This is a genomic window from Nocardioides candidus (assembly GCF_041321175.1).
Taxonomy (GTDB): Bacteria; Actinomycetota; Actinomycetes; order Propionibacteriales; family Nocardioidaceae; genus Nocardioides.
Map to the genome: position 1 here is coordinate 949,557 of NZ_JBGGWC010000001.1, position 12,809 is coordinate 962,365.

Below are 12,809 nucleotides of genomic sequence, written 5' to 3' on the forward strand. Positions count from 1 at the left end.
GGCCAGCCTACGATCGGAGCATGGGTAGCGCCGGTTTGGAGATGGCACGCGCGAAGATGGCCGAGGCCGGGGTCGACCCGGTGGCCATCGAGACGTTCGCGCACTACTACCGACTGCTGGAGCACGGCGAGACGGGCCTGATCCCGGAGTCGAGCATCGAGCCGGTCGACATCGAGGCGCTCGCCGACGTCGAGGTGCCCGACGACGTCGCCGCCGAGGCGCTGCGCCGCACCGCGATCATCAAGCTCAACGGCGGCCTCGGCACCTCGATGGGCATGGACCGCGCCAAGTCGCTGCTGTGCGTGCGCCGCGGCCTGTCCTTCCTCGACATCATCGCGCGCCAGGTGCTCCACCTCCGGCAGACGTACGACGCCCCGCTGCCGCTGCTCTTCATGAACAGCTTCCGCACGTCGGCCGACACCCTCGAGGCGCTCGCCCGTTACGAGGACCTCCCGGTCGCGGGCCTGCCGCTGGACTTCCTGCAGAACAAGGAGCCCAAGCTCCTGGCGAGCGACCTCACCCCGGCGGAGTTCCCCCGCGACCCCGACCTCGAGTGGTGCCCGCCCGGCCACGGCGACGTCTACACGGCGCTGCGCGGCAGCGGCGTCCTCACGCAGCTGCTCGACCAGGGCTTCCACTACGTCTTCATCTCCAACTCCGACAACCTCGGCGCGGTCGCCTCGCCGGAGGTCGCCGGGTGGTTCGCACAGAGCGGTGCGCCGTTCGCGATCGAGGCGGTCCGTCGTACTCCCTCGGACAAGAAGGGCGGGCACTTCGCCCGCCGCAAGGCCGACAAGCGGCTGGTGCTGCGCGAGACCGCGCAGACGGCGAAGGAGGACCTCGAGGCGCTCGCCGACCTCGAGCGGCACCGCTACACCTCGACCAACAACCTCTGGATCGACCTCCGCGTCCTCGCGCAGACGCTCGACCAGCGCGACGGCGTGCTCGGCCTGCCGCTGATCCGCAACGAGAAGACGCTCGACCCCGCCGACCCCAGCACGCCGAAGGTGATCCAGATCGAGACCGCCATGGGTGCGGCGATCGAGGTCTTCGAGGGTGCGAGGCTGGTCGAGGTCACGCGCGCCCGGTTCGTGCCGGTCAAGACGACCAACGACCTGCTGGTGCTGCGCTCCGACGTCTACGAGATCGGCAAGGACTTCGTGCTCGACATGGTCGCGGCGGACCTGCCCTACGTCGACCTCGACCCCGACCACTACAAGCTCGTGGGCGAGTTCGACAAGCGCTTCCCCGAGGGCGCGCCCTCGATGGCGAAGGCGACCTCGCTGAAGGTCGGCGGTGACTGGACCTTCGGGCACGGCGTCCAGATCGTCGGCGACGTCGAGCTCGACACCACATCGGCGCAGCGGGTCGCCGCGGGCGAGGTCCTCTCCTCGGATGGCTGAACCCGGGGTCCCGGTCGCGGCCCACCTCGACCGGATCCTGGCGCTGGTCGCGCCGCTCCCGCCCGTCGTGGTGCCGCTCGCCGAGGCCCTCGGCCTCGTCAGCGCGGCCGACGTCGCGGCGCCGGCCGACCTCCCGCGATTCGACCACGCCGCCATGGACGGGTACGCCGTCCGTGCCGCCGACGTCTCCGCTCCGGTCGAGCTCCCGGTGCTGGGGGTGGTCGCGGCCGGCGACGTCACGCGCCCCGTGCTCGCTCCGGGGACGGCACTGCGCATCATGACCGGGGCACCCGTGCCGGCGGGCGCCGACGCGGTGGTGCCCTTCGAGTGGACCGACCGCGGCGTGGACCGGGTCGTCGTCTCGCGCCCGGTGACCGCCGGCCGGCACGTCCGGCGCTCGGGCGAGGACGTCGCCGCCGGCGACGTCGTGGTGACCGCGGGCGCCGCGCTCGCCGCTGCCCACCTGGCTCTCCTGGCCGGTGTCGGCATCGACTCGCTGGCCGTCCGTCCTGCGCCTCGGGTCGCGGTGGTCGCGACGGGCGCGGAGCTGGCCGTCGCCGGTCGTGCGGCCGAGCCGGGCCAGGTGGCCGACAGCAACACCGTCGCGATCTGCGCTGCAGCGCAGGCTGCGGGGGCGCGGGCGACCATCTTCGGTCCGGTGCCCGACGACCCCGCGGTCCTGGTCGGGCGGTTGACCGCAGCCGCGGAGGACGCCGACCTCGTGGTCACGACCGGCGGGGTCTCGGCCGGCGACCACGACGTGGTGAAGGCGGCGTTGCGCGATCGTGAGGGGTTCTGGTTCGGAGGGGTCGCGGTCAAGCCGGGCCGGCCGCAGGGGTGCGGCACCGTCGTCGCCTCCGACGGACGGCGGGTGCCGGTCGTCTGCCTGCCCGGCACGCCGGTCGCGGCCTACTGCTCCTTCCGGCTCTTCGCCGAGCCCGCGCTCCACGCCCTCGCCGGTCGCCCGGCGCGCTCCCGCCGGGCCGTCCTCGACGCGCCGGTGGAGGTCGCGGCCGACCGGGCCACCGTGCTCCCCGCGGCCTTCGTCGCCCCCGGTCGCGTCGCGCAGCTGCCCGGCCATGTGGGCCACTCCCAGCGCCTGCTCGCCGCCGCCGACGTACTCCTTGTCGTGCCGCCGGGCGGTGCGCCGCTGCCGGCGGGCAGCGAGGTCGAGATCCTCTCGCTCGGAGAGCGCGCGTAGTTGTGAGAGTGACCTCAGGGTCACTCTCACAACTACGGGACCCATGGGTGGTGGAAGTATGGGTGCATGACTGACCCAGCGCCGGGCCTGACCCACGTCGACGAGTCCGGGGCCGCCCGGATGGTCGACGTCTCGGAGAAGGCGGTCACGGCGCGGACGGCTTCGGCCTCGGGACGCGTGCTCGTCTCGCCGGCGGTGGTGGCGCTGCTCCGCGGGGAGGGCGTGCCGAAGGGCGACGCGCTCGCGGTGGCCCGGATCGCCGGCATCATGGGCGCCAAGCGCACGCCGGACCTGGTCCCGCTGTGCCATCCGCTCGCGGTCTCGGGGGTCACCGTCGACCTCGCCGTTGCCGACGACGCCGTCGAGATCGTCGCGACGGTGCGGACCACGGACCGCACGGGGGTGGAGATGGAGGCGCTGACGGCGGTGTCCGTCGCCGCGCTGACGGTGGTCGACATGGTCAAGGCCGTCGACAAGGGAGCGGTCATCACCGACGTGCGGGTCGAGACCAAGACGGGCGGGAAGTCGGGGGACTGGTCGCGATGACCCCCGGCCTGAAGGCGGTCGTCGTGGTCGCGTCCAACCGGGCGGCGGCGGGTGTCTACGAGGACACGACCGGTCCGCTCATCGTCGACTCGCTGCGCTCACTGGGGTTCGCGGTGGAGGACCCGGTCGTGTGCCCGGACGGCGAACCCGTCGGCGCCGCGATCGCCGCGGCGGCGGCGGACGGAGCGCGCGTCGTGCTCACCACCGGCGGCACCGGGCTGACCCCGACGGACCGCACGCCCGAGGTGACCCGCTCCCTGCTCGACCGCGAGGTGCCCGGCCTGGCCGAGGCGATCCGCGCGGCGGGCGTCGCGAAGGGGGTACCGACCGCTGCGCTCTCGCGCGGCCTCGCGGGCGTGGCGGGGCAGGCCCTCGTCGTCAACCTCCCGGGCTCGCGGGGCGGCGTGAAGGACGCGCTCGCCGTGCTGGAACCGGTCCTCGTGCACGCGGTGGAGCAGATCGTGGGGAGCGACCATTGAGCGCCGAAGACCGGCTGCGCCGGCTCGCTCGTGAGCGGATGATCGTCTCGAGCGAGGGCCGGGCCTGGCCCAACCAGCTCATGTCGGGCACCGACCCCGTCGTCGTGCTCCGACCGATCCGTCGCTCCGATGCGCGCGCATGGCGCGAGACCCGGCGCCGCAACCTGGCGTGGCTCTCGCAGTGGGACGCCACTGTCCCTCCCGGCGGCGAGGCGCGGCCGACCACGTTCCCGTCTCTCGTGCGGCGGCTGTCACGGGCCGCCCGCCGCGGGACGACCTTCCCCTTCGTCGTGGAGGTCGACGGGGAGTTCGCCGGCCAGGTCAGCGTCAACAACATCGTGCGCGGCTCGGCGCAGTTCGCCTCGATCGGGTACTGGATCGACCAGAAGCACGCCGGCCGTGGCGTGATGCCGCGCGCCGTCGCCATGGCCGTCGACCACTGCTTCTTCAACGCCAGGCTGCACCGGCTCGAGATCTGCATCCGCCCCGAGAACTCCAACTCGCTGCGCGTCGTGGAGAAGCTCGGCATCCACGAGGTCGGCTACGCCCCGCGCTTCCTGCACATCGACGGCGCCTGGCGCGACCACCGGATCTTCGCGATCACGCGCGAGGACGCCCCCAAGGGACTGCTGGCCCGGCTCGAGGAGTCGGGCGGGGACGCCTCCGCGCCGCACTGATCCTCAGCCAGCGGGGCGGAGCACCGCGACGATCATCCAGCTCTCGGCGTGCAGGTAGACCTTCTTTCCGACCTGGCTGACGTGGCGCACGGCCAGCAGCCGGTCCAGCAACGGCGGCTCGCAGTTCGCGCCGCTGGAGTCCGTGCAGCCGACGAGCGTGGTGCCGAGCTTGTCGGGCAAGAACACCAGGTCCTCGCCGTCGGCGCCCCCCTGCTCGTAGCGGCCGAAGATGCTGTTGACGCCCGTGTCGCCCGTGACGTGGCCGTTCTCGAGCTTCAGCCACACCTGACCGCGCCAGCGGTCGTCCAGCACCGGCTTGCCGCCCGGCCCGATGAGCGCCTCGACGATCCACCGTCCTTCGACGATGGGCAGCGGTGCGGCCGGGGTGGTCGTCGTGCTGGTCGCCGTGGGGCTGTCGCTGGCGACCGGCACCGGGTCGCGCCCCCTTGAGGCGTCCGAGCCAGACATCAGGATCGCGGTGACGATCCCGATGACGGCGAGCGAGCCGGCGCCGCCAGCGATCCAGCGCGTGCGCCGGCGCTGCCGGGTGCGGACGCCTTCGCGCACCAGGTCGGCCACCGGCGCGCCCGCGACCGGGATCCTGTCGATGAGCGCGATCACCCGCTGCTCCGTGTCGTCGGTCATTGTCGTCCTCCACGCATCTCGATCACGGTCGGTTCGGTGGCGAGCCTGCTGAGCGCGCGGGACAGCCGGCTCTTCACCGTCCCCGGCGGCACGCCCAGGACGGCCGCCGCCTCGCGCTCAGGCAGCTGCAGGTGGACGCGCAGCACGACGGCCTCACGCTGCTCGGGCGTGAGACAGAGGAGCGCACGCCGTACTCCCTCCAGGTCGTCGACCGCGGCGGCGTCGCTCTCCACCAACCGTTCCGGAGGGGCCTCGCTCGGGACCTCGTCGCGCCAGCGCCGGCGCCGTCCCTGGCGGTGGAGGTTGACGAGGACTCGGGCGACGTACGCGTCGCGGTCGTGCGCCCGTTCGACCTGGCTCCACTTCACGAAGCAGCGGACGAGGGTCGCCTGCGCCAGGTCCTCGGCGGCGTGGTGGTCGCAGCCCAGCACCACACCGGCCCGCACCAACGCGCCCCAGCGCGCGGTCGCGAACTCGGCGTAGGCCGCGCGCGCGGTCTCGTCCATGTCGCCTCGCTCCTGTTCTGTCGCCCTCACCCTGGACGATGACCGAGCGCAGACGTTCGGTTCCCGCCGCCAGGAATCCGGCGGATGACGGGCCGATGAATCACATGAGTCACATGAGTCGTTCTGTGACACACCGATAGACATACGTCCCGAAGTGCGGTAGCGGTCATAGCCTCTGCCGTGTGGACCTGAGCGGACTGATCTTCGTCGCCCTGGCGGTCGCCTGGGCCGTCTACCTCGTGCCCAAGGCGCTCAAGCACCACGAGATCGACCGGGCGAGCCGATCGGTGGAGAGCTTCTCCGACCGGGTGCGCGTGCTGGCTCGTCGGGAGCCGGTGTCGGGCGACGAGGCCAAGCTCGTGATCGGACGTACGACGCGCGCCACCGCTCCCTCCGCGCGCGACGCCGCGCCGGCTGGAGCTCGTGAGGAGGTCGCCGCCCCGACGGCAGCTCTCAGCCCCGTGCAGCTCCGCGCCCGCAAGGCCGCCGCGGCGCGGGCCGCCCAGCGACGGCGCCGCGTGCTCGGCACGATCGTGGCCCTCAACGTCATCGTCGCGGCGTTGGCTGCCCTGGGCACCGTCGGCTGGACGCTGCTCGCCGCACCCGCCGCGCTGCTCGTCGCGTGGCTGGTCGCCTGCCGCCTGATGGTCAAGCAGGAGCGCGCCGCACGGGTCAGCGCGACGCCGGTCCGCAAGCGTCGCACCACGCTCGCCGACGAGGCGATCGCGGAGGAGGACGCCGGCGACCACACCGAGGAGATCGAGGCCGTCCGCGACGACGTCGCCGAGGCCCCCGTGGCTCCGGTCGACCCCGATGGCTGGGACCCCGTCCCGGTCACCCTGCCGACGTACGTCGCCAAGGCGCAGGCCGGTCGCACCGTCCGCACCATCGACCTCGACTCCACCGGCGTGTGGAGCTCGGGCCGCAACGCCGCCGACTCCGCACTCGCCCGCGAGGCCGTCGGGCAGCGCGCCGAGGAGGCTTCCCCGGAGCAGCGTCGGGTGTCCGGCGCCTGACCCCTGGATTCGGGAGCACGCATCGCCTGGTGCTACCGTTTCCCCTCGCTTGGGGCTGTGGCGCAGTTGGTAGCGCGTCTCGTTCGCAATGAGAAGGTCAGGGGTTCGAATCCCCTCAGCTCCACCATGTGATCTCTCGGAGAGAGACCCGACGGACCGGACCCTCAGGGGTCCGGTCTTCTGCTTTGGAAGGGCCCGGTGGGCCGCCGTGGCCTGCGCTGCGCTCCCATCCGGTGGGACCCTAGCGCGGGAGAGCCGATTCTCGTGCCCGTGAGGTCGGTCGGTTCCACCGAACCAGCGTCGATGTCGGCTCGTCCTCCAATACCGTGCATCTCATGAGCACGCGTAGCCAAGGGGTGGACGACCCGTGGTTGCCCCTCGGGTTGGGAATGATCCTCGCGATCGTCGGTGCCGTGGTTGCTGCGGTCGGCGAACTGCGCGAATCACCCCGTTGATGGTCGGGTGGGCGCCTGTGTCACTGCTCAGGCATATCTGCGGCGACCTCGACGAGGTACTGGAGCTGGGCGCTCTGATGCTTCGACACGTCGTGGATCCCGGCGAGCTTTCCGACGATCATCGCCAGGAAGATGCCGATTCCGATGAACCAGCTGTGGGGGTCGTCCGACATCAAGATCAGGCCGGCTGCCAGGAGCCCGACGAGGACGGTGAAGAGCACGGCGAGGAAGTCGAGGAGGCGGTCCATCGGCGCACCGTAGCGTGATCAGACCTGGCCGTCCTGCGCCTAGCCGACCCAGCACGGTGCAGTCGTAGGACGACATGGACGCCATCCCCGGCGTCCCTCCCACTCGGACCGCTAGGCTCCCCGGACGAGTTCAGCACATCTGCGTGGGGGAGATCGTGGACCAGCCAGACCGGCCTCGACGCCGCCTGTTGCGGCGGTTCGTGCAGTTCGTCGTGCTGCCCTTCGTGATCATCGCGGTGCTGGGCGGGGCGTTCGCGGGTGTGTGGGTGCTCAACGAGCGCTCGGACCGGCCGCGGGCTATGTACCACGACACCCAGCTCATGGCGGCGATGCAGTACGACCTCCTGAGGAGCGGGCTGCCCGGCATCGAGATGTCCGTGGACTCCGACACCGGGCCGGTCCGGGTGGGCAACGCGGTGTTCTTCACGTTGCCCGGGGTCCGCGTCGACGTCGAGCAGCGGGGCGACGAGTACTGCGTGCAGGGGCACGACCAGTACGGCGACGAGACCGAATGGGTGTGCGTCGACGGGACCGGGGAGCGGCCCAGCCTCGGTGCGGTCGAGGGCGAGTTCAGCGACGCGGCGTCGGACGTGGGGACGGCCACCACGGAGTAGCGGCCGGGCGCGGCGGCGTCAGTCCGGCTTGACCTGGGACGCGGCGACCGCGGCGCCGATCCGGTCGGGCAGGTGCGTGGCGACCTCGGCCGCGACCTTGTTCAGGATGTTGCCGGCGCGCACGTGCGGCTTTCCCGCCATCATCGCGTCGAAGCCGTCGCGGGCGACCCGGTCCGGACCGTCCTTGGGCTCCTGCCCGATGACCGTGTCCTCCATGTCGGCCCGCTCGAAAATCTCGGTGTCGGTCGGGCCCGGCATCAGGGAGGTGACCGTGATCTCGGTGTCCTTCAGCTCGTAGCCGACCGCCTCCGCGAAGGAGTGGACGAACGCCTTCGACGCGGCGTACGTCGACTGGAACGGGCCCGGCGTCGCGGCCGCGATGGAGGCCGTCATCAGGATGCGGCCACGTCCCCACAGCACCATGTGGTCCACGACGAGCTTGGCCAGGTGGACGGTCGAGCGCACGTTGAGGTCGACCAACCCGAGGTGCTCGGCGAGGTCGGTGTCGGCGAAGGGCCCGCTGACGACCACGCCGGCGTTGAGCGCCGCCGCCGCCAACGGTCGCCCGGTCGCCTCGACGGCGCGCCACAGCTCCTCGACGCCGGCGGCCGTCGAGAGGTCGGCCCGCACCGGCAGGACCTCCCGGCCCGAGGCCCGCAGCTCGGCCGCCGCCTCCTCGACCCCCTCGCTCTGGCCGACGACCACGACGTCGTACCCCTCGTCGACGAAGACCTGGGCCAGGGACCGCCCGATGCCGCTGGAGGCACCGGTGATGAGGGCGAGCTCGGTGTCGGATGTCATGGCATGGCGAGTACCCATCCCGGTCGGCGCAAGCCCGGGCCACCCAGGTTTCGCGCTTTTCGCCCCCGCGCCCGCCGCGCGGGTTCACCATGAGCGGGTGTCGACCATCGAGGGCGGCCCCGTCGAGCTCCGCGCAGGGTCGTGGCGCGAGACGGCGAGCCGGATCGCAGCGGAGCTCCACCACGGGCAGCGCACCGAGCGGATGGCGAAGGTGTCCTCGCTCCTCCACGCGTTCCGGAGCCAGGGTGGCCATTGCGACATCCACGACATGGTGCAGGCGCTGCGCGACGAGGGCGTGGCGGTGCGCTGCGACCCGGACACGATCTCGCGGCGCGACGTGCTGGACCTGCACGTCGGCGACGGTGGTGCGGTGGCACCGGGGGGCGCTCGTGGCGTCCGGGTGAGCCACTGGCGTGCCGGCGTCCCGGGCACGATGGTGCCGCTCGACGACGCGGCCGAGGCGGCGGAGGCCGACCAGCCGCCGGGCGTGGTGCGGTGGTTCGAGGTCGACCCGGACGCCGGCGACCCCGCCGTGCAGGCCGCGGACCTCCTCGAGCGCCTCCGGCCGTGGTGCCCCGAGCTCAACCTCGCGATGCTGACCGACCTGCTGACCCCGGACGTCCAACCCAAGTCGGAGACGTACGGCGACGAGCGCACCGGCGTCCGCAAGGTGTCCGTGCCCGCGCTGGTCACCCGGGAGCAGGAGAACAAGGACGACCGCTTCGACGGGCAGGACGAGCAGCTGGTCATCCAGCTGGTCGAGCTCGTGGTCGGGCCCGACTGGATGGTCACCTGCTGGCACCCGAGCAGGATCCTGAGGAGTGGCCGTCCCCCGGAGGCGGGCGCGCCGCTGCTCCGCGAGCCGTTCACCAGCCACGTGGCGCACCGCTGGGTCCAGGACCCGGTCGACGCCGCCCGACCGGACCGTCCCAAGGAGGCCGGCGACCTCGCGGTCTACCTGGCCCGCTCGCTCGTCGCGACGTACGGGGCCTCGCTGCGGATGCTGCAGCGCTGGGTCTCGGAGTGGGAGGTGCTCTTCTACACGACGCTGGGTGACCATGACGACCAGGGCGACGAGGAGCCGAAGTCGCTGAAGGACGCGGCGGTGGAGATCAGCACCTTCCTCGCCATCGTGGGCGAGTTCTCCCGCAGCGTGACGGCCTTCCGCCTCGCCGGCGACGAGATGCCCAACGACACCTGGTTCGCCGACCCCGACCGCGACAGCGAGCAGGACGACGGGGCCGAGACCTCCAACGAGCAGGCGAAGGCGTTGAGCGCGGCAGTGGACGCCGCGTCGGAGAAGCTCGAGCACCTCTACAACGAGATCCGCGCCGACATGGACCTGCTGACGATCCAGAGCCAGGCCCGCCAGCAGGAGGCCTCCGAGCGGCTCCAGGGCTACCTCGGCAAGGTCACCGGGCTGATCCTGGTGCCGACGTTCGTCGCCGGCCTGTTCGGTGCCAACACCGCCCTGCCGGGGCAGGGCAGCTGGGCGGGGTTCGACCTGATGCTGGTGCTGATGATCGTGTCGGGGGCGGTGTCCTACTGGGTGATCCGCCGCATCATGAGCTAGAGGTTGCGGGCGAAGAGGTCGACCAGCGCGGCCCAGTGGCGGGCGTCGGCGCTCGCGTCGTAGCGGTCGGTGTCGGCCATCGTGTAGCCGTGCTGCGCGCCGTCGTACACCTCGGTCGTGTGACGTACGCCGGCGGCGTCGAGCGCCTCGTCGAGTCGCTCGATCTGCTCCGGTGGCATCGACGGGTCGCCGTCGGCGTGGCCGAGGTAGAGCTCGGCGGTCATCGCCTCGACGAAGAGGTGCGGGCTGTCGGGTGCTTCCGAGCCGAGGCGCGCCCCGTGGAAGCCGGCCGCCGCGGTGACGTGGTCGGGGTGGTAGGCGGCGGTGAGGAGCGCGAGCCGGGCGCCCATGCAGTAGCCCGTCGCGCCGATGGTGTCGCCGACCTCGGGGCGGGCGGAGAGCCAGTCCACGAAGGCCTCCGCGTCCCGGATGACGGCCTCGTTGGTGAGGTCGGCCATCAGCGGCTTGAGCTGGTCGAACAACCCGGCGCGACCGTCGCCGCCGATGAAGGCCGGCAGCTCCACCAGCGGTGCGGCGCCGCGGCGGTAGAAGACGTTGGGCACGAGCACGGCGTAGCCCTCCCCGGCGAGCCGGTCGGCCATCGACTCCAGCTGGGGCCGCAGGCCGAAGGCGTCCATGTAGAGAAGCACTCCGGGACGGGTGCTGTCGTCGTCGGGTGCCACGAAGTAGGCGTCAGCCGTGCCGTCGGTGGTGGGCACGGAGACGACGGTGCTGCGCAGACCAGTCATGCCAGCGACCGTACGCCTCACCGGTATGGAGCCTGCCGCGATGGGCACCTGGAGGACATGTACATCGGACTAGGCATCGTCCTGATCATCGCCGGGCTCATCCTCGTGATGAACGTGATCACGGTCGACCTCAACTTCGTGAACGACGACGCGCTCGGCACGATCCTGCTGATCGCGGGCATCCTGGCGATCGTGATCTCCCTGCTCTACGCGCCGCCGTGGCGCCGCGACCGGGTCGTCACCTACCGCGACGACAGCCGCATCGGGTGAGCGAGGCGCTGGCCTCCCTGCCACCGGTTCACGATCACGAGTGGCAGCTGGTCAGTGTCGAGAGTGAGTACGGCGTCGAGGTGCGCGAGAGCGTGTGCGCCCTCTGCGCGGCGGTGACCTTCGGTCCCTGAGGCCGTCACTAGGGTGCGGGCATGAACCTGCCCGACCCGACGTCCACGTTGGGGTGGCTGCTCCTCGCGCTGGAGATCGTGCTCCGACTGGTCGCCCTCGGGGTGATCCCCGGCAACCGCAAGCCCTCCACCGGGATGGCCTGGCTGCTGCTCATCCTGGTCGAGCCGATCATCGGCTTCATCGTCTTCCAGCTCTTCGGCCGGACCCGGCTCGAGGGTCGGCGGGTGGCCCGCCAGAAGCGCGCGATCGAGGCGGTCCTCGGCCCCTCGGAGGCGCTCCACCTGGAGTACGACGAGAGCGCGATCCCGCCGGAGCTGCGCACCGTCGCGGAGCTCAACCGCCGGCTGGGTGCGCTGCCGATGTCCGGCGGCAACGAGGTCGAGCTGTGGCCGGACTACGCCGGCGTGATCGCCGAGATGGCTGCGGAGGTCGACCGCGCCCGGTCCTTCGTCCACGTCGAGTTCTACATCACCGCGTGGGACGACGTGACCGACCCGCTCTTCCAGGCCCTGGTGCGCGCGACGGAGCGCGGCGTCGTCGTACGCATGCTGTTCGACCACCTCGGCTCCCGTCGCGTCGACGGCTACCGCGGCATGCTGCGCCGGCTCCGGCGGACCGAGATCCGCTGGCGACCGATGCTGCCGATCCAGCCGCTGCGCGGCCGGTTCCGGCGGCCGGACCTGCGCAACCACCGCAAGATCCTGGTCGTCGACGGCAGTGTCGGCTTCACCGGCTCGCTCAACCTCACCGAGCCGGGCTACAACAGCCGCAAGAACCACCGGCTCGGCCGGGAGTGGGTCGAGCTGATGGTGCGGCTCGAGGGCCCGGTGGTGGGCGCGCTCAACGCGGTCTTCGCCACCGACTGGTACGTCGAGACGGCCGAGGCGGTCGACCTCGTGCCGGTCCACGGCGCCCCCGACCGGCGCGCCGACGAGGTCTTCGACGTGCCCTGCCAGGTGGTGCCGAGCGGACCGGGCATCGTCGCGGAGAACAACCTGCGGATGTTCACCGCGCTGATCTACTCCGCCACCGAGCGGATCTCGCTGACCTCGCCCTACTTCGTGCCGGACGAGTCGCTCCTCTACGCCGTGACGACGGCGGCGCAGCGGGGGGTCGCGGTGGAGCTCTTCGTGAGCGAGGTGTCCGACCAGTTCATGGTCGGGCACGCCCAGGCGTCGTACTACCGCGCGCTGCTCGCCGCGGGCGTGCGGATCTTCCGCTACCCGGCGCCGTACGTCCTGCACGCCAAGCACTTCACCGTCGACGACAAGGTCGCCGTGGTCGGCTCGAGCAACATGGACATGCGCTCGTTCGGCCTCAACTTCGAGGTCTCCCTCATGCTGCCGAGCCCCGAGGTGGTGGCGAAGCTGCGCGAGGTCGAGGACTCCTACCGCACGCTCTCGCGCGAGCTCACCCGCGAGGCCTGGCAGGAGCGTCCCGCGCGCACCAGGTACGTCGACAACGTCATGCGTCTCACCGCGGCGCTGCAGTAGG

General features: G+C 71.8%; 16 protein-coding genes and 1 tRNA gene. 12 read left to right on the plus strand and 5 right to left on the minus strand.

Annotated features, from left to right (window positions below; translation table 11 throughout):
* Nucleotides 1-20: 20 nt before the first annotated feature.
* The 5 genes from ACAX67_RS04675 to ACAX67_RS04695 all read left to right on the plus strand — a co-directional run bounded on the left by ACAX67_RS04675 (nt 21) and on the right by ACAX67_RS04695 (nt 4,306).
* Nucleotides 21-1,403 carry a UTP--glucose-1-phosphate uridylyltransferase gene (locus tag ACAX67_RS04675; RefSeq protein WP_370702647.1) on the plus strand — a complete coding sequence of 461 codons (1,383 nt, stop codon included), beginning with the start codon at nt 21-23 and terminating at the stop codon, nt 1,401-1,403.
* Nucleotides 1,396-2,604, plus strand: a complete 1,209-nt coding sequence (locus ACAX67_RS04680; RefSeq protein WP_370702648.1) for a molybdopterin molybdotransferase MoeA — start codon at nt 1,396-1,398, stop codon at nt 2,602-2,604. Before ACAX67_RS04675 ends, ACAX67_RS04680 begins: the two co-directional genes overlap by 8 nt.
* A gap of 66 nt (nt 2,605-2,670) precedes the next feature.
* Complete coding sequence (gene moaC / locus ACAX67_RS04685) at nt 2,671-3,150, plus strand: cyclic pyranopterin monophosphate synthase MoaC (protein ID WP_370702649.1); 480 nt, start codon at nt 2,671-2,673, stop codon at nt 3,148-3,150.
* Nucleotides 3,147-3,629: a MogA/MoaB family molybdenum cofactor biosynthesis protein gene (locus tag ACAX67_RS04690; RefSeq protein ID WP_370702650.1), complete on the plus strand. Its 483-nt coding sequence runs from the start codon at nt 3,147-3,149 to the stop codon at nt 3,627-3,629. The genes moaC and ACAX67_RS04690 overlap by 4 nt, the downstream gene beginning before the upstream one ends.
* Nucleotides 3,626-4,306 carry a GNAT family N-acetyltransferase gene (locus ACAX67_RS04695; protein ID WP_370702651.1) on the plus strand — a complete coding sequence of 227 codons (681 nt, stop codon included), beginning with the start codon at nt 3,626-3,628 and terminating at the stop codon, nt 4,304-4,306. Before ACAX67_RS04690 ends, ACAX67_RS04695 begins: the two co-directional genes overlap by 4 nt.
* 3 nt (nt 4,307-4,309) lie before the next feature.
* Here the strand turns inward: ACAX67_RS04695 and ACAX67_RS04700 are convergent, their stop codons facing one another.
* Together ACAX67_RS04700 and ACAX67_RS04705 are read right to left on the minus strand one after the other, a co-directional pair.
* A complete protein-coding gene (locus ACAX67_RS04700; RefSeq protein WP_370702652.1) occupies nt 4,310-4,951 on the minus strand; it encodes an META domain-containing protein in 642 nt (213 codons plus the stop codon).
* A complete protein-coding gene (locus ACAX67_RS04705; RefSeq protein ID WP_370702653.1) occupies nt 4,948-5,457 on the minus strand; it encodes a SigE family RNA polymerase sigma factor in 510 nt (169 codons plus the stop codon). The genes ACAX67_RS04700 and ACAX67_RS04705 overlap by 4 nt, the downstream gene beginning before the upstream one ends.
* 182 nt (nt 5,458-5,639) lie before the next feature.
* On the opposite strand from ACAX67_RS04705, the gene sepX reads away from it, so the two are divergent.
* A complete protein-coding gene (gene sepX / locus ACAX67_RS04710) occupies nt 5,640-6,473 on the plus strand; it encodes a divisome protein SepX/GlpR (RefSeq protein WP_370702654.1) in 834 nt (277 codons plus the stop codon).
* Between the two features lie 51 nt (nt 6,474-6,524).
* Nucleotides 6,525-6,600 (plus strand) — tRNA-Ala (locus ACAX67_RS04715).
* A gap of 348 nt (nt 6,601-6,948) precedes the next feature.
* On the opposite strand, the gene ACAX67_RS04720 is transcribed toward ACAX67_RS04715, so the two are convergent.
* Nucleotides 6,949-7,176: a hypothetical protein gene (locus ACAX67_RS04720; RefSeq protein WP_370702655.1), complete on the minus strand. Its 228-nt coding sequence runs from the start codon at nt 7,174-7,176 to the stop codon at nt 6,949-6,951.
* A gap of 155 nt (nt 7,177-7,331) precedes the next feature.
* Between ACAX67_RS04720 and ACAX67_RS04725 the strand changes: the two genes are divergently transcribed.
* Entirely contained in the window at nt 7,332-7,790 is a 459-nt protein-coding gene (locus tag ACAX67_RS04725) for a hypothetical protein (protein WP_370702656.1), read from the plus strand.
* A gap of 18 nt (nt 7,791-7,808) precedes the next feature.
* Here ACAX67_RS04725 and ACAX67_RS04730 read toward each other — a convergent pair whose 3' ends face one another.
* Nucleotides 7,809-8,591: an SDR family NAD(P)-dependent oxidoreductase gene (locus ACAX67_RS04730; protein ID WP_370702657.1), complete on the minus strand. Its 783-nt coding sequence runs from the start codon at nt 8,589-8,591 to the stop codon at nt 7,809-7,811.
* 97 nt (nt 8,592-8,688) lie between these two features.
* Here ACAX67_RS04730 and ACAX67_RS04735 point away from each other — a divergent pair, with 97 nt between their 5' ends.
* The gene (locus ACAX67_RS04735) at nt 8,689-10,164 is read left to right on the plus strand and encodes a CorA family divalent cation transporter (protein ID WP_370702658.1); all 1,476 of its coding nucleotides are present in this window, start codon (nt 8,689-8,691) and stop codon (nt 10,162-10,164) included.
* Here ACAX67_RS04735 and ACAX67_RS04740 read toward each other — a convergent pair.
* Entirely contained in the window at nt 10,161-10,913 is a 753-nt protein-coding gene (locus ACAX67_RS04740; RefSeq protein WP_370702659.1) for a dienelactone hydrolase family protein, read from the minus strand. The genes ACAX67_RS04735 and ACAX67_RS04740 overlap by 4 nt on opposite strands.
* A gap of 57 nt (nt 10,914-10,970) precedes the next feature.
* Here ACAX67_RS04740 and ACAX67_RS04745 point away from each other — a divergent pair, with 57 nt between their 5' ends.
* Genes ACAX67_RS04745 through cls form a run of 3 tightly spaced genes read left to right on the plus strand, consistent with a single transcriptional unit; the run spans nt 10,971 to nt 12,808 of the window.
* Nucleotides 10,971-11,183: a hypothetical protein gene (locus tag ACAX67_RS04745; RefSeq protein ID WP_370702660.1), complete on the plus strand. Its 213-nt coding sequence runs from the start codon at nt 10,971-10,973 to the stop codon at nt 11,181-11,183.
* A complete protein-coding gene (locus tag ACAX67_RS04750) occupies nt 11,180-11,314 on the plus strand; it encodes a hypothetical protein (protein ID WP_370702661.1) in 135 nt (44 codons plus the stop codon). Before ACAX67_RS04745 ends, ACAX67_RS04750 begins: the two co-directional genes overlap by 4 nt.
* A 21-nt stretch (nt 11,315-11,335) precedes the next feature.
* A complete protein-coding gene (cls, locus tag ACAX67_RS04755; protein ID WP_370702662.1) occupies nt 11,336-12,808 on the plus strand; it encodes a cardiolipin synthase in 1,473 nt (490 codons plus the stop codon).
* The last annotated feature ends 1 nt before the right edge of the window (nt 12,809 follow it).